The following is a 24366-nucleotide window of genomic DNA, read 5'->3' on the forward strand; positions in this document are numbered from 1 at the left end:
CGGCCCGTCCCCGCTGACCTCGTTTTCTGGAGTTCCCCGATGCCCGCACTCTGCCGCTGCTCCCGTGCGCTGTTCCGCCGCTGGTGGCCGATGGCCCTCGCCGTCCCGCCAGGCGTGGCGGCCCGTCCCCACTGACCCCGTTCCCCTCGTTCTCTGGAGCCCCCCGATGCCCGTACTGCGCCGCCGCCTCCGCGCGCCGGCCCGCCGCTGGTGGCCGATGGCCCTCGCCGTCCCGCTCGGTGCGGCGGCCGGGGCCGGCTATGCCGTCGTCTCGCCGCCCTCCTACGCCTCCTCCGCCTACGTGGTGGTGGTTCCGCAGAGCGCCGGCGAGAACGCCAACGCCGTCAACTTCGCCCAGGCGTACGGCCGGCTCACCGGCCAGCCGCAGGTGCTGATCGGCGCCGCCGCCGAGACCCACCACTCGGTGGCCACGCTGGCCGCCCTGGTGCGCGGCACCACCTCCCCCGACGCCCCGGTGATCGAGATCACCGGCACCGGCCCCCGCCCCGAGGACGCCGTGCAGAACGCCGGCGCGGTCGCCCGCTCGCTGATCGCGTTCGGCAACGCGGGCAGCAGGGAGACCGGCGTCAAACTGGTCCAACTCGCCGCCGCCGCCGCACCCGACGCCCCCACCTCGCCGTCCGCCACGCTGGACACCGCGGTCGGCGGTGCCGCCGGCGTGCTGCTCGGCACCTTGGTGATGCTCACCCGCCGCAAGGCCGAGGGGGCTCCCGCGTCCGCCACCGACACCGCCGGCGCCGTGTTCCCCATTCAGGCCGAGACCTCGCGGACCGAAGGGGTGTACCGATGAAGCTCCGCCAGCGGCCCGCCACCGCCCGGGTCCCCGCCCAGGCCGACCACGCCGTCGCCGACCGCCACCGCTGGAGCTCCGAAGTCCTGCGCGCCGACGACGCGTTGGACCAGGTCGCCGACGACTGGGACGACCTGTACCGGCGCTGCTCCACCGCCACCTCCTTCCAGGCCGCACCCTGGCTGCGCTCCTGGTGGCAGGGCTACGGCCGCCCCGGCGCCCTGGTCGTGGTGCTGGTTCGCCGCGACGGCCGGCTGGTCGCCGCCGCCGCACTGCGCCGCTGCGGCCCGTTCGGCGGCCTGACCAACCTCGGCGGCGGCCTGGTCGACTTCACCGACGTCCTGCTGGACGACGACTGCGCCGACCGCGCCGCCGCCGAACTCGCCGCCGCGCTGCCACTGCGCCGCCCCTGGCACAGCCTGGAGCTGCGCGAGGTGCACCCCGAGGCCGCCGTGCAACGGGTGTTCGCGCACTGGCCGGGCCGCCGGCACCGGTTCGCCGACTCGATGTGCCAGTACCTGCCCGCCGTCCCGATGGACCAGCTGCTCAAGCGGCTGCCCGGCAAGAGCGCGCAGCGCAGCCGGGGCAAGCTCCGCAGGATCGCCGAGGCCGGGGTCCGGGTGCACACCGCCACCGCCGACGAAGTCCCGGACACCGTACGCGAGTTGCTGCGCCTGCACCGCCTCCAGTGGCAGCACCGCGGGGTCACCCCCGAGCACCGCACCGAGCGCTTCGCGCACCACCTCACCGAGTCCACCGCCGCCCTGGTGGCCACCCGCCGGGCGGCCATACAGCGTTTCGAGCTCGACGGGCAGCTGGTCGCGGTCGACCTGATCCTGCTGTGCAACCCGTTCGGCGGCCTGTACATGTACGGCGCCCACCCCGCCCTGCGCGAGCGCCTGGACATCGCGGGCCTGCTGTTCGGCGCCGCCCTGGACGAGGTGCGCGCCGCCGGGATCCCGCAACTGAGCCTGCTGCGCGGTCAGGAGCCGTACAAGCAGCGCTGGCGCCCCGACCGACTGCCCAACCAGCGGCTGGTGTTCGGCCCCGGCCGGCTCGCCCCGTTCGCCGCCGCCCGGGCCCTGCGGGTGCGGGCCCGGACCGCCGCCGTCCGGCTGCTGCGGACCAGGCTGCCGAAGCTGAAGGAGGCGCTAGTGCGGGCCAGGCTTCGGTGACGGATCGAGGGCCGGGCCGGCCGCCCCGGACGAGCCGGACATCAACTGCCGGTAGACCTCCGCCGACTTCGGGTTGTCCTTGCACTGCCAGAAGCCGTGCGGGCAGTAGTCGGTGAGGGTCTGGTAAGCGGTGTTGTGGGTGCGCATCCACTCCACCATCCGGCGCACGTACTCCGGGTTGTCGCCGTTGCGGAACAGCCCCCACTCGGGGTAGGAGACCGGCTTGCCGCGCTTGGCCGCGAACTCCACCTGGTCCTGCAGCCCGTACGGCTCGTTGACGTACTGGTCGAAGGTGCCGCCCGCGGGCATGTCGTAACTGTCCATCCCGAGGATGTCGACCACGTCGTCGCCGGGGTAGCAGCGCGTCCAGGGGATCGCGTCCAGCCCGCGGGTGGGGGTGAAGTCGAAGCTGAAGTGCTGCCCGGGCACCGAGCGCATCACGCCGACGATTCGCCGCCAGTACGCCTTCCACGCGCCCGGGTCGGGCCGGCAGCGCGAGGTGTAGGTGATGCCGTTCATCTCCCAGCCCAGGGTGATGACGGTGTCGGCCCCGCCCAGCGTCACCAACTTGCGGGCCAGGCGCAGGAAGTGCTGGTCGAACTCGCCCTTGTTGCCGCGCGCCAGCAGCGCGGCCACCTCGGCGTCCGGCACGTCCCCCTCGTTGGGGACGAGCATCGGCACGCCCAGCACCAGTTGCCGGGCCGGGTCGGCCTGCCGCCACTGCGACCACAGGCCGAGCACCACCGGCTCGCCCTCGATGTCCTGCCAGCCGTTGCCGGCCAAGTAGGTGTGGCCGACCTGCATGTTGGCGTTGTTCAGCCAGGACGCCATCCGCGCGATGTTCGGGATGTACTCGTTCCAGGAACCGACGAACGCGCCGAACGGCACCTCGTGCAGGGCCCGTTGCACCACCGGGCGGGGCGCCGCGCCGCGTGGCTGGATGGCGTCCGAGGAGAGCACCGCGTGCCGCTCGGTCTGGCTGAGCGGCGTGCCCGAGGGCACGCTCGCGGTCGTCATCAGCAGCAGAGCGGCGGCAGCCAGGGTGATACGGCCGAGGCGCATGGGCTCACTCCGAACGGACTCGGGGACAACGTCGGCGCCTGGAGCGTAACCTGACAGACCATCAGAAATTGCGCATGTCACCCCATCGGGTCATGGCCGGACGGTCATCCGAAGGTGTTGCACTTGGCCATGTCGCCGGTCCGGTAACCGGTGGTGAACCACTGCTTTCGCTGCTCCGAGGAACCGTGCGTCCAGGTCTCCGGGTTGGTCCTCCCGGTGGCGCGCTGCTGGATCCGGTCGTCGCCGACCGACTCGGCGGCATCCAGCGCCCGGGCGATGTCGTCGTCCGTCAGCTTGGTGATCAGCGGACGGCCGGTGGACGCCTGCGGGGTGGTGGTGGCGTGGTGCGTCCACACGCCCGCGTAACAGTCCGCCTGGAGTTCGAGCTTCACCGAGGCGCTGTCCGCGCCCTGCCGGTCGTTGCCGACCTTGACGCCGAGCAGGGTCTGCACGTGGTGCCCGTACTCGTGGGCCACCACGTACGCCTCGGCGAACGGGCCGCCCTGGGCGCCCAGTTGGCGGCCCATGTCGTTGAAGAAGCCGAGGTCGAAGTAGGCCTTGTGGTCGCCCGGGCAGTAGAACGGCCCGACCGCCGAGGTCGCCGAGCCGCACGCGGTCTGGACCCGGTCGGTGAACAGCACGCTGTCCGCCTGCGAGTACTTCTTGCCGCGGTTCGCGAACTCGCCCTGCCAGTAGTTCTGCACGCTGTTCACCACCGCCAGGATCCGGCAGTCCTGCCGCTGGTTGGCGTCCGCGCCGGTCTTGCACGTCGAGGTCTGCGGCGTGCCGGTGGCCTTCCCCGCCGCGGGCGCGCCACCACTGCCGTGCGAGCTGCTGAACATGGACGGGTCCAGCCCGAGCACCAGGGCCACTATCAGGCCGACGATGCCGACCGCGCCGCCGCCGATCGCCACCGCGCCGCCGGGGATACCGCGGCGGTCCTCCACCTGCGAGCCGTCCAACTGGGCGTCGTCGTCGAATTCCATCCCTGTCTCACCTCTGTAACAGTCCGTCGGCCGGTCGAAGTCGCACCCTAGCGGCCCCTTCGGGCCGCGAGGCGGCCCGCCGACGCAGGTCGGAACCGGTTGTGTCGGAACCGTATAAGGGGTGCGGCAACGGCGTGGCGCGTTCGAATCCAGCTGAATTCCGTCGGGGTCGGACGGTACGCTCCGGCCGTGTCCTTCAATCCGCTGCGCAGTCTGTCGCCCCGATCGGTTCTGCCCGCCGCCGCCGCGCTGCTGGTCCTCGCGGCCGGCGCAGCGGCGCACGCCAACCGCCCGCAGCCGTTCGGGGACAAAGTCGTGCCCGGCGCTGCGGACGCCACCCCGGTTGGCGCCCAGTCGGCCAGCACCGGAGACCTGAACCTCAAGGTCGGCCCCGGCATGGAGGTCTACTCCAGAAGCACCGGCGAACACCTGTGGTCCTACCGCCGCGACGGCGGCACCGCGCTCTACCTGACCATGGTCGGCGAGGACGCGGCGGTGGTCTGGGACGACGGCATGGTCACCTCGGTCAACCCGGCCGACCACTCGGTGCGCTGGCACCGCAGCGTCCCCGGCCTGGCCGACTGGCTGCGCGCCGACGGCGAGCCCGGCGCGGCCGACCGCACCGAGGAGCAGCGCCAGGCGCTCGCGGTGGAACGGGCCGCCGCCGCCCTGCACCCGTCCGCCGACTCCAAGGCCGACCCGTTCGTCACCGTGGTCACCCCCGGCCTGCTGATGGGCTTCCGCGAACGCGACGGCGACCTGCGCTTCAACTCCCGCCCCCCGGCGGGCTGCACCTTCGACCCCGCCCGCACCGCACAGAGCGAGGACGCGGCGCTGGTCCCCCGGGTCTGCCTGCCCACCAACGGCTCCGCCCCCCGACAACTGCCCGGCGGCGTCATGGTGTTCGCCCTCAACGCCCCCGGCAACTTCCTCAACACCGGCCCCGACGTGAAGATGCGCCCGCTGGACAGCCACCGGATCGCGATCGACGACGGCCCCGTGATCGGCACCTGGGTCTACGACACCACCCGGGGCGCCCGGGAGGTCAACTGCGGCGCCTCGATGCCGTTCGCGGCCACCACGCCGACCTGCGAGAAGTGAGACCGGGAGCGCGAACGCAGGGGCGCCGGGGGAGGTACCCCCACGCGCCCCTGGTGGTGTTCCCGCCCGTGCCCCAGGAAATCGTTTCGCGCACTCCCGTAGACTGAGGCGAATGGCTGAGTGCCATACCCACGTCTAGGAGTGACCCCAGCCATGATTACCGCGAACGCCCTGGAGCTCCGTGCCGGCGCCCGCATCCTGATCGAGTCCGCCAGCTTCCGGATCGCCCCGGGCGACCGTATCGGTCTGGTCGGCCGCAACGGCGCGGGCAAGACCACGCTCACCAAGGTGCTCGCCGGTGAGGGCCTGCCGGCCGGTGGCACCGTCACCAGCTCCGGCGAGGTCGGCTACCTCCCGCAGGACCCGCGTACCGGTGACCTCGACGTGCTCGCCCGGGACCGCATCCTGTCCGCCCGCGGCCTCGACACCGTGCTCAAGAAGATGCGCGAGAACGAGGAGCGGATGGCCAACGGCAAGGGCGCCACCCGCGACAACGCGATGAAGAAGTACGCCCGGCTGGAGACCGAGTTCCTCACCAAGGGCGGCTACGCCGCCGAGGCCGAGGCCGCCACGATCGCCGCCGCGCTGGGCCTGCCCGACCGGATCCTCGGCCAGCCGCTGCACACCCTGTCCGGTGGTCAGCGCCGCCGCGTCGAGCTGGCCCGGATCCTGTTCTCGGACGCCGACATCCTGCTGCTCGACGAGCCCACCAACCACCTCGACGCGGACTCGATCGCCTGGCTGCGGGACTTCCTGAAGACCTACAAGGGCGGCTTCATCGTCATCTCGCACGACGTCGACCTGGTCGAGACGGTCGTCAACAAGGTCTTCTACCTGGACGCCAACCGCTCCGCCATCGACATCTACAACATGGGCTGGAAGCAGTACCAGCAGCAGCGCGAGGACGACGAGAAGCGCCGCAAGCGCGAGCGCGCCAACGCCGAGAAGAAGGCCGCGACCCTCAATTCGCAGGCCGACAAGATGCGTGCCAAGGCCACCAAGACCGTTGCCGCGCAGAACATGGCCCGCCGCGCCGAGAAGCTGCTCTCCGGTCTGGAGCAGGTCCGCCAGTCCGACAAGGTCGCCAAGCTGCGCTTCCCGGACCCGGCCCCGTGCGGCAAGACCCCGCTGACGGCCGAGGGCCTGTCGAAGTCGTACGGCTCGCTGGAGATCTTCACCGACGTGGGCCTGGCGATCGACCGCGGCTCCCGGGTCGTCATCCTCGGCCTCAACGGCGCCGGCAAGACCACCCTGCTGCGGATGCTGGCCGGGGTGGAGCAGCCGGACACCGGTGAGGTGATCCCGGGCCACGGCCTGAAGATCGGCTACTACGCCCAGGAGCACGAGACGCTCGACCCCGAGCGCACCGTGCTGGAGAACATGCGCTCCGCCGCGCCCGACACCGACCTGGTGCAGATCCGGAAGATCCTCGGTTCCTTCCTGTTCTCCGGCGACGACGTCGACAAGCCGGCCGGGGTGCTCTCCGGCGGTGAGAAGACCCGGCTCGCGCTGGCGTCGCTGGTGGTCTCCAGCGCCAACGTGCTGCTGCTCGACGAGCCCACCAACAACCTCGACCCGGCCAGCCGCGAGGAGATCCTCGGCGCGCTGCGCACCTTCACCGGCGCGGTCGTCCTGGTCACCCACGACGAGGGCGCGGTGGACGCGCTCCAGCCCGAGCGGATCATCCTGCTCCCCGACGGCGTCGAGGACCTGTGGAGCCCCGCGTACCACGACCTGGTGTCGCTCGCCTGAACCCCGACGGTCCGGAGGCAACCGGCGAGTAGACACCGGGTCGGCCGTCGGTACGAGGGGAACTGGTCGTCCGTCCATTCCGGGAACACCCGGGCCCGCACAGCCGTTGGCTCTGCGGGCCCGCTCCGTTTCCCCCTCGCCCGGGCGGGCTGAGCAGCGGATTCGCTCACCGGAACGGATCGCGGAGGGGCGCGCACACCCTCCGTGAGCGCCCTGGTGCGCAGCGAACACCACCGGACGAGCCCGCTTTCCGGTGACGGACCTTGTCGAATGGGTGGCCAGGAGCCTGGCAATGGGTGATCATGGGAATCTGACTGATCACCTCTACGAGGAGGCACGGGTGGCCGAGACTCTGAAAAAGGGCAGCCGGGTGACAGGTGCCGCGCGTGAGAAGCTCGCGGCCGATCTCAAGAAGAAGTACGACTCCGGCGCGAGCATTCGCGCCCTCGCGGAGGAGACGGGCCGTTCCTACGGCTTCGTCCACCGGATGCTCAGCGAGTCCGGGGTCAACCTCCGAGGTCGCGGTGGCGCCACGCGCGGCAAGGGCAAAGCCGCTGCGGCCGCCGGTTCCTGACGGTCCATCACCTCCGGCGGGCGGCGCTCCGAGCAGCTCCGGCCGCCCATGCTGCACCAGCACGCTGCTCGTCACTGCACGACGTTCCACACGGATCGGCGGCCGGGTTCTCCCGAGCCGCCGACCGTCGTTTCCGGGCCCTTGCGCGGCCCTTGGGTGGGCCCTTGCGCCACTCCTTGCGCGGGCATTTCTTGAGCATTCCACCGGTATTCCTGTACGCGGATCCGGCGCTTTGTTACTCTCCAGTAGCCCGTCGGGGTCGGCGGGCGTCCCCGCCCTGTCGCTGGAGGTAGCACCGCCATGACCACCCACATCCCCGACGCCGACCGCACCGCGTGGGAACAGGCCGGCGTCCGCCTCGACCTGGACGGCGAACTCGCCACCGTCACGCTCTGCGACCCCAAGCGCCGCAACGCCCAGACCCCCGCCATGTGGCGCGCCCTCGCCGCGATCGGCCGCGCCCTGCCCGGCACCGTCCGGGTCGCCCTCCTCCAGGCCGAGGGCACCTCCTTCTCGGCCGGCCTCGACCGCGCCATGTTCACCCCCGAGGGCATCCCCGGCGAGACCGGCTTCCTCCAGCTCGCCGCCTCCACCGACGCCGAACTCGACGCCACCATCGCCTTCTACCAGGAAGCCTTCACCTGGTGGCGCCGCACCGACCTGATCTCCATCGCCGCCGTCCAGGGCCACGCCGTCGGCGCCGGCTTCCAGCTCGCCCTCGCCTGCGACCTGCGCGTCGTCGCCGAGGACGTCCAGTTCGCCATGAAGGAAACCTCCCTCGGCCTGGTCCCCGACCTCACCGGCACCAAGCCCCTCACCGACCTGGTCGGCTACGCCCGCGCCCTGGAAATCTGCGCCACCGGCCGCCGCGTCGGCGCGGACGAGGCCGTCGCCACCGGCCTCGCGAACGTCGCCGTGCCGGCGGCGGAGCTGAGCGCCACGGCGAAGGACCTGGCGGCCGCGCTGCTGGCCGCGCCGCGGAACGCCGTCATCGAGACCAAGGCACTCCTTCAGGGGGCGGGCGACCGGACGTACGAGCAGCAGCGGGCGGCCGAGCGAGAGGCGCAGGCGCGCCGGCTCCGGGACCTCGCGGGCATGTAAGGGCGCGAAGACAGGGGCGCGGGGAACTGCGCGCAGCGGAAGGCACTCACCGGCAAGATCGCGATGCAGGGCAATGACTTGCACCTGATCGCGACCTTGCAGACGTGCGCTCCTTGCTCGCGCAGTTCCCCGCGCCCCTGTTTTCGCACCCACCTGCGTTCGCACCCACCTGCGTTCGCACCCGCTCGCGTGTTGCGTGGCGGAATGTCAGGGTTGTGGGTGATTTGCGATATAGCTGGATCCGAACCCAGGAGGCCCGACATGGCGCAGCCCTACACCCCCACGCCCGCGGATCTGCAGAAGGGCCTGTCGGAGGCGCAGCCGGTGTCGGCGAGTGGTGAACGTGGGCGGACGGCGCTCGCGGTCGGGGTGGTGGAGAAGATCGCGGGGATGGCGGCCCGTGAGGTGGCCGGGATCCATGCGTTGGGGTCGGGGTTCTCGCGGACGTTCGGGGCGATGCGGGACCGGGTGCCGGGGTCGAAGTCGAGTGTCGCGCGGGGGATCAAGGCGGAGGTCGGCGAGAAGCAGACCGCCATCGACATCGCGCTGGTGGTCGAGTACGGGGTGGTGATTCCCCGGCTGGCCTCGGAGGTGCGGGCGAACATCATCGAGGCGGTCGAGCGGATGACCGGCCTGGAGGTGGTCGAGGTGAACATCGCCGTGAACGACGTCCACCTGCCGGACGAGCCGGAAGAGGTCGAGGAAGAGGAGCCGTCCTCCGGGCGGCGCCCGCGGGTGCAGTGAGTTGTCGGGACGGACCCTTTCGAGACGGACTGCGAAGGAGTGGCGGATGAACCTGGCGTTGGTGGGCATGCTCGCCGGCATGGCCCTCGGCTTCGCGGGCTACTTCGGCGGATTCGCCGCGTTCCTGCTGGTCGCGGCGCTCGGGGCGGTGGGGTTCGTGGTGGGGCGGGTGGTCGAGGGGGATCTGGAGCTCGGTGAGCTGGGTGAGTTGCTGCGCGGCCGGGACCGGCGGCGCTGATGGCGTACTCGGGGGCGGTCGCGGGCCCGCCCGCGCAGCGCGGTGGTGAGCAGATCGCCGACCGGGTGTACCGCCGGATCGCGGCCCGCGCCGCCGCCGACGCGCTCGCCCCGGCCTGGCGGGGCCGCCCGGAGCCCGGGCCGCAGCCGAAGGCGTCGGCGCTGTACGTGCACGGCCGGGTCCGGCTCACGCTGCATGTGGAGCTGCCGTTCCCGTGCGACGTCGCGGCGCTGGCCCGGACGGCGCGGGACGCGGCGTGCGAGCGGGTCGCCGAGCTGACCGGCACCACTGTCACCTCGGCCGAGGTGATCGTGGACCGCCTGCACCCGGCGGGCCTGCGGTGAGCGCGACGGCGAAGGAGCTGCGCAAACGCAGCGCGGTCCGTTGGCTGCGGTCCGAGCGCGGGGTGGTGACGGCGCTGGTGGTGGCGGTCGTGGTGGTGGCCGCCGGGATGCTGCTGTACGACGTGATCGCGGTCCGCTCCGGTGGCCAGGCCCGGCCGTGGCGGCGGGAGTTGGCGCACCAGTTGGCGACCCGGCACCTCGACGACCCGTGGGTGCTGGGCTTCGCCGCCGGGGCGGTGCTGCTCGGGCTGGTGCTGCTGTGGTTGGCGTTCCGGCGTGGGCTGCGCGGCTGGCTGGCACTGGAGCCGCGCGGGACGGCGATCCACCGCAGCGCCGTCGCCGCGCTGCTCTCGTTCCAGGCCCAGCACCACGCGGACCTGCACTCCTGGCAGGTGAAGGTGGGGCGGTGGCGCACCCGGGTGACAGTCACCGGCGCCACCGACCCGGCCGAGGTGGAGCGTCACCTGCGGGCCGAGCTGGGCCGGATTCCGCTGGCCGGCCCGCACCGGCTGGACGTCCGTACCCGACCGGTGCGGGAACGTCACCACCGCCGCGAACTCGCCGAGCTGGAGCCGCCCCGATGAGCCGACGCACCGTCAACCGCACCATCCTGACCGTGGTCGGAACCCTGCTGCTGGTCGGCGGAGCACTGGTACTGCTGGGAGGGCTGGACGTCTACGGGCACCTGGGGATCACCCCTCCGCACTGGTGGCCGCTCACCTCGCCTGACCAGCCGGTGCTCAGTACCGCAAGCCGCACCCGCTGGACCGACCGCGACTGGTGGTGGCCGGTGGCGATCGCGGTGCCCGCGCTGGTCGTGATCGGCGGGCTGTGGTGGCTGTTCTCGCAGCTGCGCCGCAGCGGCCCGGCCGGCGTCGATCTGCCGTCCCCCGCCGCGCCCGGGCAGTCGCACTTCGCGCTGCACGTGCGCAGCCGGGCCGTCGAGGACGCGATCGAGACGGAGCTCATCGCCCTCCCCGAGGTCGACCGGGTCACCGTCCGGGTCACCGGCGCCGCCCGCCGCCCCTCGGTGCACACCGCCCTGCGGCTCACCCCCGGCGCCGACACCGCCGCCCTGGTCCACGCGTATCACGCCGGCCCGGTGGACCGCGCCCGCCACTCCCTCGGCCTGGCCGCCCTCCCCGCCGAACTCCGCCTCCGAGCGGCCCGGCCCCGCAAGGAGCGCACGAAGAAGACCCCTCGCGTGCGGTGATCGCGGGAGAACTGCGCGACAAGCGCCAGGCCCGTCCGCAAGGTCGCGATCACGTGCAGGTCATTGCCATGTGTCGCGATCTTGCGGCGGGTGCCTTCCGCTGCGCGCAGTTCCCCGCGCCCCTGGGTTCGCACCCGCGCGGTTCCGCGTGCCCCTGTTGTGCTCTGCCTGGTCTCGCCCGCTTACAGACCGCGGGTGGCTCCGCCGTCGATCGGGACCATCACTCCGGTGAGGTACGAGGCGGCGGGGGAGAGCAGGAATGCCGCGGTGCGGCCGAATTCTGCTGGGGTGCCGTAGCGGCGGAGGGGGATGCCTGCCGTTGCGGCTTCCCGTGCGGCTGCGGGGTCGGGGGCGAGGGAGTCGAGTTCGCGGACGCGGTCGGTGTCGATGCGGCCGGGGAGCAGGCCGAGGACGCGGATGCCGCGGGGGCCGAGCTCGTCGGCGAGGGTCTTCGCGGCCATGGCGAGGCCGGGCCGCAGGCCGTTGGAGATGCCGAGGCCGGGGATCGGCTGGCGGACCGAGGTGGAGAGGACGAAGGCGATGACGCCCCCGGAGGGGAGGCGTTCGGCGGCGGCGCGGGCCAGCCGGAGGGCGCCGAGGAAGACGGAGTCGAACGCCGCGCCCCAGGCCTCGTCGCTGGCCGTGGCGACCGGCCCGGCGGCGGGGCCGCCGACGCTGATCAGCATGCCGTCGAAGCCGCCGAAGCGGCTGGTCGCGGCGTCGATCAGGCGTTGCGGGGTGGCCGGGTCGGCGTTGTCGGCGACCACGCCGTACGCGTTGTCGCCGAGGGCGCGGGCCGCGGTGGCGACCGAGTTTTCGGTGCGGCCGGTGACGACGACGCGGGCGCCCTCGGCGATCAGTTGTTCGGCGGTGGCGTGGCCGAGTCCCCGGGTCGAGCCGGTGACCACGTACACCTTGTCCTTGAGTCCGAGATCCATGCCGATCATTCTCGCCGGTCGGCACGGACGGGTGACGGCAGGCCCACCGGCAGGCCGGGGACGCCGGGTTCGTCACCGACGGTGAGCGGCAGGCCGGGTGTCGATGGCGCGTGGCCGGGAACCGTTCGAAGATGGGGGGACCGGACCACCCACCCGAGGTGCAGCGCATGGAAAGTCGGCGGTTGCCCAACATCGACGGCATCGCGGCCGCCCTGGTCGACGGCGACGGTCGCGTCGTCGGGTGGACCGCCGCCGCCGAGCAACTGCTCGCACTGGACGCCGCCCAGGTCACCGGCCGGCCCGCCCGCGAACTGCTCGCCGAAGGGGAGGAGTACGTGCTCGGCCGCGGGGCCGGGGAGGTCCGGCTGCGCACCGGCTCCGGGGTGCCGCTGGAGGTCGCGTACCAGGTGCTGCCGCTGGCCGGCGAGGGCGGCGGGGTGCGGGCCCTGGTGCTGGCCACCCCCGCCGACATGGTCGCCCGGCGGCGGCAGGACGAGGCGTTCACCCGGGAGCTGTTCCTGCAGGACCAGCTCGGCCTCGCCGTGTTCGACGCCGACCTGCGGCTGCTGCGCACCAACACCCACCTGCTGCCGTACACCGGCCTGCCCGACGGCCTGGCCGGGTCCAAGCTGCACGACTACCTGCAACCGGAGGACGCCGACGCCGCCGAGGCGATCCTGCGGCACGTGGTCACCACCGGGGAGCCGGTGGTGCGCACCGCGCTGCGGATCCGCCCGCTGAACGACCCGCGCGCCGGGGCGGTGATGGAGATCCAGGCGTTCCGCCTGCAGGCCCTGGACGGCGCCGTGATCGGCGTGACCGCGCTGTTCGGCGACGTCACCGAACTGCACCGGTACCGGCGGCGGGCCGACGTGCTGCACCGGGCCACCGCCGCCGTCGGCGGCTCGCTGTCGGTGGCCGGCAACGCCGAGGACCTGGCCGGGGTGCTGGTTCCCGGGCTCGGCGACCGGGTCGAGGTGGACGTCGCCGAGGCCGTGTTCACCGGCGACGAGCCGCAGCCCGACGCCGACGGCCGGCTCGCCGTCCGCCGCACCGCCACGGCCGGGCCCCCGCACGCCGACGGCCGCCCGCTCGGCCCACTCGGCCGGGAGGTGCTCGGCACACCCGCCGGGCTGGTCGAGGACCCGCCGTCGATGAGCGCCCCGCTGCAGGCCCGCAGCGGCCCGCTCGGCCGGGTCACCGTCCACCGCGCCGCCGCCGACGGCCCCTACCAGAACGAGGACCTGGTGCTGCTCCGGGAGATCGCCGCCCGGGCCTCGCTCGCCCTGGACAACGCCCGCCGCTACACCCGCGAGCACCGGGCCGCCGTCGGACTCCAGCGCAGCCTGCTGCCGCCCGCCGAGACCGCCGTGCCCGCCGCCACCACCGCCAGCGTCTACCGGCCCACCGACACCGCGACCGGCGTCGGCGGCGACTGGTTCGACGTCATCCCGCTCTCCTCCGCCCGGGTCGCCCTGGTGGCCGGCGACGTGGTCGGCCACGGACTCCAGGCCAGCGCCACCATGGGCCGGCTGCGCACCGCCGTGCGCACCCTCGCCGACTTGGACCTGGAACCCGACGAACTGCTGGTGCACCTGGACGACCTGGTCTCCCAGCTGGTGGTCGAGGGCAGCGAGGAGGAACGCGAACGCGGCGTCGCCGACCCGTCCGGGGCGACCTGCGTGTACGCCGTCTACGACTCGGTGGCCGGGATCTGCCAGGCCGCCAGCGCCGGGCACCCGCCGCCCGCGCTGGTCCACCCCGACGGGCAGGTCGAGTACCTGCCGGTCAGCCCCGGGCCGCCGCTGGGCGTCGGCGGGCTGCCGTTCGAGGCCGCCGAGTGCGCGCCGCGGGCCGGCAGCGTGCTGGCGCTGTACACCGACGGGCTGATCGAGGGCGGCAACGGCGGCGACGTGGACGAGGGCATGGCGCAGCTCGCCGCACTGCTCGGCGAGGCCGACCTGCGCGGAGACCTGGCCGCCGCCGGGCGGGCGATCGTCGCGGAGATGGCCACCGCCGGGCAGAGCGACGACGTCACGCTGCTGCTGGCCCGGCTGCACCCGGTGCCGGCCGAGGACACCGCCGCCTGGACCATCGAGGCCGACCCGGCGGCGGTCGCCGGGGTGCGCGAGGCGGCCAGCCGGACCCTGGAACAGTGGGGGCTGGGCGAGCTGGTGTTCACCACCGAACTGGTGCTCAGCGAGCTGGTCACCAACGCGATCCGGTACGCGGGCGGGCCGGTGATGGTGCGCCTGATCCGCTCCTCGGTACTGACCTGCGAGGTGTCCGACCCGAGCGCCACCCAGCCGCGGATGCGCCGGGCCCGGCTCACCGACGAGGGCGGACGCGGCCTGTACCTGGTCGCCCAGCTCACCGAACGCTGGGGCAGCCGCTACACCCGCAGCGGCAAGACCATCTGGGCCGAGCAGCGCCTCGACCCGCCACCGCTCACCTGGTAGCGCCGACCGGTCCGTCCGGCGCTGCCGCTCAGCCGGTGGCGCCGAGGCAGCGCCTCGACCTGCCACCGCTCAGCCGGTGGCGCCGACCAGTTCGTCCTGCGCCGTCGCCGGCTGCGCCGCGTGCTGCTTGGCCTCGCGGCGGGCCAGCACCACCAGGCCGGCCGGGATCAGCGTGGTGAACAGCCACCATTGGATGGCGTACGCCATGTGCGGGCCGATGTCGGTGTGGCCGGGCTCGGCGAGCGGCACCGGGGAGGTGCCGGCGGCGGGCTGGGAGGAGGCCAGTTCCAGGTAGCCGCCGAGCACGGTGGCGCCGGAGTACTTGGCCTGCTCCGTGCTGTTGATCACCTTGTACATCCGGTCCGGCAGGCCGCCGCGGTTCTTCGCGCCCAGCGCGGCGTACGTCTCGTCGGCGCGCAGCCGCCCGGTCACCGTCACCTCGCCGTCCGGCGGGGCGGGGACGGCGGGGAAGTCGGCGGCGCCCTCGCCGGACTCCACCCAGCCGCGGTTGACCAGCACCGAGCCCTTGCCGTCGGCCAGCACCAGCGGGGTGATCACGAAGTAGCCGATGGAGCTGCCGCCCGGCTCGGTGCGGCCGCGGATGACCACCTCGTGCGCGGTGTCGTAGTGACCCTGTGCGGTGACGGTGCGCCACACCTCGCCGCCGGGGACCGCCCAGCCCGGCGAGGACAGCGAGTCGAAGGGGACCGGCGGGCTGCCCAGGTTCCGGGCCACCAGGTCGTTGCGGGCCACCCGTGCCTCGTGGCGGTGGTACTGCCAGAAACCCAACCGGATCATGGTCGGGATCAGCACCAGCGCCAGCAGGACGATGACCGCCCAGCGCGCGGACAGCAGGAATCGGTACACACCGGGCACGCTAATCCTCCTTACCGTCGCGTCACGCACCGGGGTGCGGCGCGACCTCCCGCAGCAGCTGCAGGAACGCGTCCTCGCCGACCACCGGGGTGCCGTATTCGCGGGCCTTGCGGGCCTTGCCGCTCCACGAGGTGGGCTCGTTGGTGACCAGCAGGCTGGTGAGCCGGCTCACCGAGGAGGCGATGTGCAGGCCCGCCTCGATCATCCGGTCCTCCAGCAGTTCGCGGTCGGTGGCGGTGTCGCCGGTGATCGCCACCCGCATGCCCTGCATCAGCGGCGAGCCGTCCGCCCAGCGCCCCGGGTTCGGGTACGGGCAGGCGGGGCGCTTGCGGGAGGGCCGGTACGAGCTGCTCCAGGAACCGCGGGACGGACCGGCCGGGGCGCTCTCGCCGAGGTCGGTGACGGCCACGCAGGTGGTCAGCGGCAGCGGCACCCCGCCGCTGCGGGCCAGCGCCAGCGAGGGGCGGAACACCTCGGCGAGCACCCGGGCGTCGTCCAGCGCGTGGTGGGCCTGGCGCTGGCTGACCCCGAAGTGGGCGGCCAGCGAGGAGAGTTTGCCGTTCGGCAGGGGCAGCCGCAGGTCGCGGGCCAGCACCATGGTGCACAGCCGCTGCTCGACGGGGGCGCGCAGACCGGCCCGGGAGAACTCGCGGGAGATCATGTTCCAGTCGAACAGGGCGTTGTGCGCGACCATCACCCGGTCGCGCAGCCGCTCGGCGAACTCGGCGGCGACCTCCGGGAAGGTCGGCGCGCCCACCAGGACCTCGCTGGTCAGGCCGTGGATCCACACCGGGCCGGGATCCCGCTCCGGGTTGACCAGGGTGTACCAGTGGTCGGTGACCTCACCGTCCGGGTCGAGCTGGTAGACGCCCGCCGAGATCACCCGGTCCGAGCGCCCGAGTCCGGTGGTCTCCACGTCGACCACCGCGAAGCCGCGCCCGGCGCCCCCGCCGGGGCCGGTGCGCTGTGCCGGGAGCGGCGAGGTGGGGAATGGCGCGTACATAGCGCACCACTTTACGGGGAACGGGGGACGGCTCCGCCCGGATCGGTCACCCGGACGGCCGTTCTAGAGTGGCAAGTGGGTGCGAACCCGGCATCCGACCTCTGCAACGAAGGACAACCCTCATGCGCGCCACCGTGATCCACGGCCCCCAGGACATCCGGATCGAGGAGGTGCCCGACCCGCGGATCCAGCGGCCCACCGACGCCGTGGTGCGGGTGCTGAACGCCTGCATCTGCGGAAGCGACCTGTGGGCGTACCGGGGCGTGGCCAAGCGGCAGGCCGGGCAGCGGATCGGGCACGAGTTCCTCGGGTTCGTCGAGGAGGTCGGTCCCGAGGTGCGTGATCTCACAGTCGGCGACCTGGTGGTGGCCCCGTTCGTCTGGTCGGACGGCGTGTGCGAGTTCTGCCGCGAGGGCCTGCAGACCTCCTGCCCGCACGGCGGGTTCTGGGGCGCGCCCGGCTCGGACGGCGGGCAGGGCGAGGCGGTCCGGGTGCCGTTCGCGGACGGCACGCTGGTGAAGCTGCCCAAGGAGGCCGCCGGTGACGCGAAGCTGCTGCCGGCCCTGCTGGCACTGTCCGACGTGATGGCGACCGGGCACCACGCGGCGGTGTCGGCGGGCGTGCGGCCCGGCGCGACCGTCGCGGTGGTTGGTGACGGCGCGGTCGGCCTGTGCGGTGTGCTGGCCGCGCACCGGCTCGGCGCCGGCCGGATCATCGCGCTCGGCCGGCACGCGGGCCGCACCGCGATCGCCCGCAGCTTCGGCGCCACCGACGTGGTGCCCGAGCGCGGCGAGGCGGCGATCGAGGCGGTGCGCGAACTGACCGGCGGCCGGGGCGCGCACGCCGTGCTGGAGGCGGTCGGCACCGAGGAGTCGATGCGCACCGCGATCTCCGTCGCCCGCGACGGCGGCGCGGTCGGCTACGTCGGCGTGCCGCACGGCGGCAGCGCGGGCGTGGACATCCGCCAGATGTTCGACCGGAACGTCTCGGTGCGCGGCGGCGTCGCCCCGGCCCGGGCGTACATCCCCGAGCTGCTGCCCGACGTGCTGTCCGGGGCGATCGACCCGGGCGCGGTGTTCGACCGGACGGTGGACCTGGACGGCGTGCCCGAGGGCTACCGGGCGATGGACGAGCGGACGGCGCTGAAGGTGCGCATCGCCTTCTGAGAACCTTCGATCGACTGATTGTCAGACCGGGGCGGCCGAGACGGGCCGCCCCGGTCCTGCGTTTCCGGTCAGTTTTCGACCGGGTCGTGCACGGGATCTTCTCGCGGCCCCGCCCCGGATCTACCATGCTCCGCACTCCACACGACAGCACCCACGCCCATCCGATCGTCCGTCGCACCGAAGACGTCAGGAGGCACTGCGTGACACCCCCGCCCGAGACCGCCCCGGAACCGTTCACCGGCATCGAGGAATCACCGGAATTCCGTCAACTGCGCAGCTCCTTCCGGAACTTCGCCTTCCCCGTCACGGCCGGATTCGTCCTCTGGTACCTGCTGTACGTACTGCTCTCCTGCTACGCGCCCGGGCTGATGGGCACCAAGGTGGCAGGCAACATCAACCTGGCCCTGGTGCTCGGCCTGCTCCAGTTCGCCAGCACCTTCGCCATCGCCGCCCGGTACGCCCGCCACGCCGGCCGGCGGCTCGACCCGGCCGCTGCCGCCATCCGGGGGCGCGCCACTGCTGCTGCCGCTGCCGCCGCTGTCGAGGAGAGTGCCGAATGATCCAGCTGGCCGGCACCGCGAGCGAGCACCGCACCCTGATCATGTCGCTGTTCGGGGTCTTCGTGATCGCCACCCTCGGCATCACCCTGTGGGCCGGACGGCAGACCAAGGACGCCGCCGACTTCTACGCCGGCGGGCGCGCCTTCACCGGCTTCCAGAACGGCCTGGCGATCTCCGGCGACTACATGTCCGCCGCGTCCTTCCTCGGCATCGCCGGACTCATCGCCCTGTTCGGCTACGACGGCTTCCTCTACTCCATAGGCTTCCTGGTCGCCTGGCTGGTCGCGCTGCTCCTGGTCGCCGAACCGCTGCGCAACTCCGGCCGCTACACCATGGCCGACGCGCTCGCCTTCCGGATGCGCCAGCGCCCCGTGCGCACCGCCGCCGGCATTTCCACCATCGTGGTGTCGATCTTCTACCTGCTCGCCCAGATGGTCGGCGCCGGCTCGCTGGTCGCCCTGCTGCTCGGCGTCAGCGGCGACGGCGCCAAGCGCTGGACGGTCGTGGCGGTCGGCGCGCTGATGGTGATCTACGTGACCGTCGGCGGCATGAAGGGCACCACCTGGGTGCAGATCGTCAAGGCAGTGCTGCTGATCGCCGGCGCCGCGACGATGACCGTCATGGTGCTGGCCAAGTACCACTTCAACCTGTCCAGCCTGCTCGGCGCCGCCGCCGACGCCAGCGGCAAGGGCCACGCCTTCCTCGAACCGGGGCTCAAATACGGCGTCACCGGCACCACCAAACTCGACTTCCTCAGCCTCGGCATCGCCCTCGTCCTCGGCACCGCCGGGCTGCCGCACATCCTGGTCCGCTTCTACACCGTCCCCACCGCCAAGGCCGCCCGGAAGTCCGTGCTCTGGGCGATCGGCATCATCGGCGTCTTCTACCTGATGACGCTCGCCCTCGGCTTCGGCGCCGCCGCGCTGGTCGGCCCGAAGACCATCAAGGCCTCCAACGCGGCCGGCAACACCGCCGCCCCGCTGCTCGCCGAACAACTCGGCGGCGGGGCGGGCTCCACCGGCGGCGCGGTGCTGCTCGCGGTGATCTCCGCCGTCGCGTTCGCCACCATCCTGGCCGTGGTCGCCGGACTCACCCTGGCCTCTTCCTCGTCCTTCGCCCACGACCTCTGGGCCAACGTGATCCGGCGCGGGAAGGCGAGCGAGAAGGAGGAGGTCGCCAGCGCCAAACTCGCCGCCGTCGCGATCGGTGCCATCGCCATCGTGCTGGCGATCTTCGCCGACAAGCTGAACGCCGCCGCCCTGGTCGCGCTGGCCTTCGCGGTCGCCGCCTCCGCCAACCTGCCCACCCTGCTGTACTCGCTGTTCTGGAAGCGGTTCACCACCGTCGGCGCGGTCTGGGCCACCTACGCGGGCCTGATCACCTCCGTCACCCTGGTGATCTTCTCCCCGGTGGTCTCCGGCAACGCCAAGACCTCGCTCTTCCCGCACAGCGACTTCCACTGGTTCCCGCTGGAGAACCCCGGCCTGGTCTCCATCCCGGTCGGCTTCCTGGCCGGCGCGATCGGCACCTGGCTGGCCCGCGAGAAGGCCGACCCCGCGAAGTACGCCGAACTGGAGGTCCGTTCGCTCACCGGGCTCGGCGCCGACTGACCCCGATCGCGGCCCGGTTAAGCTGGCCCGGCTGCCGACCGGCGGCCGGGCCGGTACGGCCTCCGAGGAAGGGCGGGACCGGGATGCTCCTCGACACCTACGGACGACAGGCCGTCGACCTGCGGGTCTCCCTCACCGACCGGTGCAACCTGCGCTGCACCTACTGCATGCCCGAAGAGGGCCTGAACTGGCTCGGCAAGCCCGAACTGCTCACGGACGAGGAGATCGTCCGGCTGGTCGGCCTGGCGGTCGGTTCGCTCGGCGTGCGGGAGGTCCGGTTCACCGGCGGCGAACCGCTGCTGCGGCCCGGGCTGGTCTCCGTCATCACGGCGTGCGCGGCGCTCGACCCGCGCCCCGAGATCTCCCTCACCACCAACGGCATAGGCCTCGCCCGGGTGGCTGCTTCCCTGCGGGACGCCGGAGTCGACCGGGTCAACGTCTCGATCGACACCCTGAACCCCGAGACCTTCGTCCGGCTGACCCGCCGCCGCCGCCACCAGGACGTCCTGGACGGGCTGATGGCGGCCGAGGCAGCCGGGCTGCGGCCGGTCAAGCTCAACGCCGTGCTGATGCGCGGCGTCAACGACCACGAGGCGGCCGACCTGCTGGCCTGGGCGATCGAGCACCGCTACCAGCTGCGGTTCATCGAACAGATGCCGCTGGACGCCCAACACGGCTGGGACCGTTCGCAGATGGTCACCGCCGAGGAGATCCTCGCGCTGCTGCGTACACGCTTCATCCTCACCCCCGAACCGTCCTCGGTGCGCGGCGCCGCCCCCGCCGAACGCTGGCTGGTGGACGGCGGCCCCGCGACGGTCGGTGTCATCGCCTCCGTCACCCGCCCGTTCTGCCGCGCCTGCGACCGCACCCGCCTCACCGCCGACGGCCAGATCCGCAACTGCCTGTTCGCGACCGGCGAGACCGACCTGCGCGGCGCGCTGCGCTCCGGCGCGAGCGACGCGGAGCTGGCCGAGCTGTGGCGCGCCGCGATGTGGGGCAAGAAGGCCGGCGCGGGCATCGACGCCCCGGAGTTCCTCCAGCCCGACCGGCCGATGTCGGCGATCGGCGGCTAGCCCCGCAGGTGGCGGCTGATCAGCGTTGCGCGGAAGCGCCGGGTTCCAGCCCGCCCGCCTGACGCAGCAGCTCCAACGTCGCTGCGCGGTGCGTGCTCGCCGTTTTCGCGGACCACGACGAAGCCGCGGAATCTGCGCGGCTGCGGCTATCCGAGCAGGTCGAGTGCGGTGGCGGCGCGGGTGGCGGCTGGGGAGGTGGTCAGTTCGTGGAGGTATTCGCGGAGGGTGTCGTGGGTGTCGGGGGCGTTCGGGACGGCGAGGAACTCGGCTGTTGGGGGGCCGAGTTCGCCGTCCTGGACGGCCACCGCGTGCAGCACCGCCAGGGCCGCCCGGGAGGCCGCGAGGGTGGGTGGGACTGCGGCCAGCAGCGCGTCCCAGGCCGGGGTGGCGGCCTCGCGGCCGTGCTCGTACAGCTGTGTGATGGCCTCTTCGCGGAGTACGCCGGGGGCGGTCGGTTCCAGGCGGGCGGCCTGGTCCAGGGCTTCCCGGGCGGATTGCCACTCGCCCTGTCGGCGGAGCACCGCGACGAGGGCGCAGTGGGTGCCGATCTCGTAGGGCGCGAGTGCGAGGGACGCCCTGAGATCGGTGACGGCTGCGTCGAGGCGGCCCGCGCGGCGGTGGAGTTCGGCGCGGTCGCGCAGCACCCAGGGGGAGTCGGGCTCGATGGTGAGGGCGGCGTCGAAGTCGGTGAGGGCCAGGTCGTGGCGGCCGGTCTGTCGGTGCAGGTGGGCGCGTTCGAGGAGGGCCCAGTGGAAGCGGGGGTCGATGGTGAGGGCGGTGTCGAGGTCGGCGGACGCCTGGTCGAGGCTGCCGGTTTGCCGGTGCGACTTCGCGCGGTGCAGCAGCGCCCAGATGTGCTGTGGGTCGATGGCGACGGCGGCGGTGAAGTCGGCGATCGCCTCCGGGTGGCGGGTCGCGTCCTGATGGATCTCGCCGCGGTAGAAGTAGGCCCAGGGATCGGCGGGGTTGATGGCGAGCGCCGCGTCGAGGTCGAGGAGGGCCAGGTCGAGATGGCCCTGCCGGCAGTGGGTGCGGCCTCGCCAGACCAGGGTGATGAAGTCGTTGGGGTTGAGGGCGATGGCGGCGGTGAAATCGGCGACGGCCTGGCCGTACCGTCCCGCCCGGCTGTGCGCCTCGCCGCGGTCGCGCAGAACGATGGGGTTGCCGGGGTCGAGCGCGAGGGCGGCGTCCAGGTCGGCGACCGCGTGGGAGAGCCGGCCTGATTGGTAGTGCGTCTTGCCGCGTTCGCTCAGGGCCCAGACGTAGCCGGGGTTGGCGGAGAGCGCGGCGGTGAAGTCGCTGATCGCCTGTTCCGGGCGGTCGGCGAGTCGGTGGGTGATGCCGCGTTCGCACAGGGCCCAGGCGTTGGAGGGGTCGAGGGCGAGGGCGGCGTCGAAGTCGCCGATGGCGAGGTCGATCCGGTGCGCCGCGCGCTGGGCCTGGCCGCGGTGGATCAGGGCCGAGCTGTGCTCGGGTTCGAGGGCGAGGGCGGCGGTGAAGTCGGCGATCGCATGGTCGAACCGGCCTGCCGTGTGGTGCACCTGGCCGCGTTCGGACAGTGTCCAACTGTCCTCCGGGTCGAGGACCAGGGCGGCGTCGAGGTCGGCCAGCGCCTCGTCCAGTCGGCCGACCAGGCGCAGGACCCAGCCCCGGAAGTAGAAGGCGTCGGCGGGTTCCAGCCTGGCGGCCACGGTCGCCGCGCGGTCGGAGACGGCGGCCGCCAGACGGTCCGGGTGCTCGCGGGCCGCGAGCACCTCGGCGGCGAACGGGGTGCGGGCGAGCGCCGCGTCCAGGTCGGCCAGTGCCAGGTCGTGGTGGCCGAGGTAGCAGTGCACCCGGCCGCGCTGGATCAGTGCGGGCAGCAGGTCGGGGGCGAGCAGCAGGGCCTGGTCCAGCAGGACGAGGGCCTCGGGGTCCTCGCCCCGCTGGCTCGACCGGTGGCCCTGCCCGGTCAGCGCCCGGGCCCGGAGGCGGGCGGGCAGGCCGGGGGCGGCCAGGGCGGTGAGCACGGTCTCGGCCGGGTCGGGGGTGGTGAGGGCGGCGTGCAGCTGCTCGGACCAGCGGGTGAGGTCGGCGTCGGCGGTGTCGCGGGCGGCCAGGGTGAGGAGTTCGGCCCAGGCGGTGAGGGAGTCGGGGGAGTGGTCGGCGGCCTCCGCGAGGCGGTGGAGCGCCGGCGGCAGCTGGGTGGTCGGGGCGGTGCAGAGCAGGTGGTAGGTCTCGTCGAGGAGGTGGCGGAGCCAGCGGGCGTTGCTGCGGAGCCGGGACGGCGGGAGCTCGGCCTGGAGGGCTTCGCGGGCGGCCGTGTGGTGCCGGGCGAGGCGGGTGTGGCCGTCGTGCCAGGCGTGCGGGTCGCGGATGCGGTGGCGCCGGAGGAAGCTGGCGCGGACGACGGCGTGGTACTGGTGGGCGTCGCCGTGGCCGGTGACGAAGGGCTGGTCGAGGAGCCAGTCCCAGCCGGGGGCGGTCGGGTCGTCCACGGCGAGGCAGAAGAGGTCGCGGTCGAGGCGGGGCGGGAGGGCGGCGGCGAGGACGGTCTCGCGGAGGGCAGGTTCGGGGATCCACTGCAGGAAGCGCTGAACTGCCTTGTCCACGGCGTCCGTTCCGGCGTCGGCGACCTCCTCGGCGGAGTGCGGGTCGGTGCCCGCGAGCAGGGCCAGCAGCAGGGGCAGGCCGAGGGACATCCGGACGATGGCGTCGATCGCGTCGGGGGAGCGCACGCCGCGGCTGGCGAGGAGGTCGCGGGCCTCCTGCTCGGTGAAGGCGTCAAGGCTGACGTCCACCACGGCGGGGCGCAGGCGGGCCCAGTCGCGTTCGGCGAGTTCGTCGCGGCCGGCCAGCACGATGATCACTTCGAGCGGGAGATCACCGTACGCGCCGTCGATCAACTCGCGGAGCCAGCCGTCGAGGTGGCGGCCGGTGATCTCCCAGGTGTCGAGGAAGAGCACCACCCAGGGGGAGGACTCACGTTCGCAGAGGCGGGCCAGTTCGGTGACGAACGCCCGGCTGAGGGCGGCGAGTTCGGAGTCGCCGGTGGGCCGGCGGCGGCGGACGGCGGCGATCAGCCGGTCGGTGCTCTCGGCGACGGTCTCGGGGGTGGTGAAGGCGGCGGAGCCGGGAGCGAGGGTGTTGGCCGCGCCGAGGGCGGCGTGGGCGACCACCCGGGCGGGCAGCGACGGCAGGTCGGTGGGGGTGGCCTGGGCCCGCCGGTGCTGTTCCAGGGCCCGGTCGAAGTCCTTGAACGGGGCCTCGGGCGAGGCGAGTTGGGCGGCGAGTGCGGCCAGTGCGGTGTCGATGCCCTGCACGTCGGTGTCGTCGATGAGCGCGGTGCGCCCGCCCGTCCGGCGGGCCGTCTCCCGCCACTGGGCGATCAGGGTGGACTTGCCGATGCCGCCGACGCCCCGGACGTGGAACAGGAAGTCGGCGGGGTCGGGCCCGGCCTCCGGGTCGGGATTCTTGCGGAGGTTGTCGGCGAACAGGGCGAGTTGGGCCCGGCGTCCGACGAACTGGGAGTCGACGCGGCGGCGCAGCGCCTCCGCCCGGGACATTCGCCTTGCACCACGAGACACCGCATCCCCCCAAG

General features: G+C 73.1%; 22 protein-coding genes. 16 read left to right on the top strand and 6 right to left on the bottom strand.

What is annotated here, in order from left to right; genetic code table 11:
- The first annotated feature begins 166 nt into the window (after positions 1 to 166).
- A complete protein-coding gene (locus tag ACZ6R9_RS23105; RefSeq protein WP_465540017.1) occupies positions 167 to 811 on the top strand; it encodes a Wzz/FepE/Etk N-terminal domain-containing protein in 645 nt (214 codons plus the stop codon).
- Entirely contained in the window at positions 808 to 1986 is a 1179-nt protein-coding gene (locus ACZ6R9_RS23110; RefSeq protein WP_465540019.1) for a GNAT family N-acetyltransferase, read from the top strand. Before ACZ6R9_RS23105 ends, ACZ6R9_RS23110 begins: the two co-directional genes overlap by 4 nt.
- On the opposite strand, the gene ACZ6R9_RS23115 is transcribed toward ACZ6R9_RS23110, so the two are convergent.
- Positions 1963 to 3048: a glycoside hydrolase family 26 protein gene (locus ACZ6R9_RS23115; RefSeq protein WP_465540021.1), complete on the bottom strand. Its 1086-nt coding sequence runs from the start codon at positions 3046 to 3048 to the stop codon at positions 1963 to 1965. The two genes, ACZ6R9_RS23110 and ACZ6R9_RS23115, sit on opposite strands and share 24 nt — an antisense overlap.
- A 104-nt stretch (positions 3049 to 3152) precedes the next feature.
- Positions 3153 to 4034 (bottom strand): KPN_02809 family neutral zinc metallopeptidase, encoded by an 882-nt coding sequence (gene ypfJ, locus ACZ6R9_RS23120; protein WP_465540023.1) that lies wholly within the window; start codon positions 4032 to 4034, stop codon positions 3153 to 3155.
- Between the two features lie 189 nt (positions 4035 to 4223).
- Between ypfJ and ACZ6R9_RS23125 the strand changes: the two genes are divergently transcribed.
- The 9 genes from ACZ6R9_RS23125 (at position 4224) to ACZ6R9_RS23165 (ending at position 11101) form a co-directional block, all read left to right on the top strand.
- Entirely contained in the window at positions 4224 to 5135 is a 912-nt protein-coding gene (locus ACZ6R9_RS23125) for a PQQ-binding-like beta-propeller repeat protein (RefSeq protein WP_380486090.1), read from the top strand.
- Positions 5136 to 5288: 153 nt separating this feature from the next.
- Positions 5289 to 6887 carry a ribosomal protection-like ABC-F family protein gene (gene abc-f / locus ACZ6R9_RS23130; RefSeq protein ID WP_380486092.1) on the top strand — a complete coding sequence of 533 codons (1599 nt, stop codon included), beginning with the start codon at positions 5289 to 5291 and terminating at the stop codon, positions 6885 to 6887.
- A gap of 340 nt (positions 6888 to 7227) precedes the next feature.
- On the top strand, positions 7228 to 7461 hold the full coding sequence (locus ACZ6R9_RS23135) for a helix-turn-helix domain-containing protein (RefSeq protein WP_014138756.1): 234 nt from the start codon (positions 7228 to 7230) through the stop codon (positions 7459 to 7461).
- A 300-nt stretch (positions 7462 to 7761) separates the two neighbouring features.
- On the top strand, positions 7762 to 8562 hold the full coding sequence (locus tag ACZ6R9_RS23140) for an enoyl-CoA hydratase/isomerase family protein (protein ID WP_465540026.1): 801 nt from the start codon (positions 7762 to 7764) through the stop codon (positions 8560 to 8562).
- Positions 8563 to 8823: 261 nt separating this feature from the next.
- Positions 8824 to 9306 carry an Asp23/Gls24 family envelope stress response protein gene (locus tag ACZ6R9_RS23145; RefSeq protein WP_380486096.1) on the top strand — a complete coding sequence of 161 codons (483 nt, stop codon included), beginning with the start codon at positions 8824 to 8826 and terminating at the stop codon, positions 9304 to 9306.
- 46 nt (positions 9307 to 9352) lie between these two features.
- Positions 9353 to 9544, top strand: a complete 192-nt coding sequence (locus ACZ6R9_RS23150) for a hypothetical protein (RefSeq protein WP_380486098.1) — start codon at positions 9353 to 9355, stop codon at positions 9542 to 9544.
- On the top strand, positions 9544 to 9888 hold the full coding sequence (locus ACZ6R9_RS23155; RefSeq protein ID WP_380486100.1) for a hypothetical protein: 345 nt from the start codon (positions 9544 to 9546) through the stop codon (positions 9886 to 9888). The genes ACZ6R9_RS23150 and ACZ6R9_RS23155 overlap by 1 nt, the downstream gene beginning before the upstream one ends.
- The gene (locus ACZ6R9_RS23160) at positions 9885 to 10472 is read left to right on the top strand and encodes a DUF6286 domain-containing protein (RefSeq protein WP_465540029.1); all 588 of its coding nucleotides are present in this window, start codon (positions 9885 to 9887) and stop codon (positions 10470 to 10472) included. Before ACZ6R9_RS23155 ends, ACZ6R9_RS23160 begins: the two co-directional genes overlap by 4 nt.
- Complete coding sequence (locus tag ACZ6R9_RS23165; RefSeq protein WP_465540030.1) at positions 10469 to 11101, top strand: Asp23/Gls24 family envelope stress response protein; 633 nt, start codon at positions 10469 to 10471, stop codon at positions 11099 to 11101. Before ACZ6R9_RS23160 ends, ACZ6R9_RS23165 begins: the two co-directional genes overlap by 4 nt.
- A 182-nt stretch (positions 11102 to 11283) precedes the next feature.
- On the opposite strand, the gene ACZ6R9_RS23170 is transcribed toward ACZ6R9_RS23165, so the two are convergent.
- Positions 11284 to 12039 (bottom strand): SDR family oxidoreductase, encoded by a 756-nt coding sequence (locus ACZ6R9_RS23170; protein WP_465540032.1) that lies wholly within the window; start codon positions 12037 to 12039, stop codon positions 11284 to 11286.
- 182 nt (positions 12040 to 12221) lie between these two features.
- On the opposite strand from ACZ6R9_RS23170, the gene ACZ6R9_RS23175 reads away from it, so the two are divergent.
- On the top strand, positions 12222 to 14498 hold the full coding sequence (locus tag ACZ6R9_RS23175; protein ID WP_380486108.1) for a SpoIIE family protein phosphatase: 2277 nt from the start codon (positions 12222 to 12224) through the stop codon (positions 14496 to 14498).
- 69 nt (positions 14499 to 14567) lie between these two features.
- Here ACZ6R9_RS23175 and ACZ6R9_RS23180 read toward each other — a convergent pair whose 3' ends face one another.
- Entirely contained in the window at positions 14568 to 15374 is an 807-nt protein-coding gene (locus ACZ6R9_RS23180; protein WP_465540034.1) for an SURF1 family cytochrome oxidase biogenesis protein, read from the bottom strand.
- 22 nt (positions 15375 to 15396) lie between these two features.
- The gene (locus ACZ6R9_RS23185; RefSeq protein ID WP_380486112.1) at positions 15397 to 16377 is read right to left on the bottom strand and encodes a DEDDh family exonuclease; all 981 of its coding nucleotides are present in this window, start codon (positions 16375 to 16377) and stop codon (positions 15397 to 15399) included.
- A 122-nt stretch (positions 16378 to 16499) separates the two neighbouring features.
- Between ACZ6R9_RS23185 and ACZ6R9_RS23190 the strand changes: the two genes are divergently transcribed.
- The 4 genes from ACZ6R9_RS23190 (at position 16500) to moaA (ending at position 20786) form a co-directional block, all read left to right on the top strand.
- A complete protein-coding gene (locus ACZ6R9_RS23190; RefSeq protein WP_380486115.1) occupies positions 16500 to 17543 on the top strand; it encodes a zinc-dependent alcohol dehydrogenase family protein in 1044 nt (347 codons plus the stop codon).
- A 200-nt stretch (positions 17544 to 17743) separates the two neighbouring features.
- Entirely contained in the window at positions 17744 to 18103 is a 360-nt protein-coding gene (locus ACZ6R9_RS23195) for a DUF485 domain-containing protein (protein WP_465540036.1), read from the top strand.
- Positions 18100 to 19713, top strand: coding sequence for a solute symporter family protein (locus ACZ6R9_RS23200; protein WP_465540038.1), 1614 nt, complete (start codon positions 18100 to 18102; stop codon positions 19711 to 19713). The genes ACZ6R9_RS23195 and ACZ6R9_RS23200 overlap by 4 nt, the downstream gene beginning before the upstream one ends.
- Positions 19714 to 19796: 83 nt before the next feature.
- Entirely contained in the window at positions 19797 to 20786 is a 990-nt protein-coding gene (gene moaA / locus ACZ6R9_RS23205; RefSeq protein WP_380486121.1) for a GTP 3',8-cyclase MoaA, read from the top strand.
- 146 nt (positions 20787 to 20932) lie between these two features.
- Here the strand turns inward: moaA and ACZ6R9_RS23210 are convergent, their stop codons facing one another.
- Entirely contained in the window at positions 20933 to 24331 is a 3399-nt protein-coding gene (locus ACZ6R9_RS23210) for a tetratricopeptide repeat protein (RefSeq protein WP_465540040.1), read from the bottom strand.
- Positions 24332 to 24366: the final 35 nt, after the last annotated feature.

Source organism: Kitasatospora sp. NPDC048662, assembly GCF_055587065.1.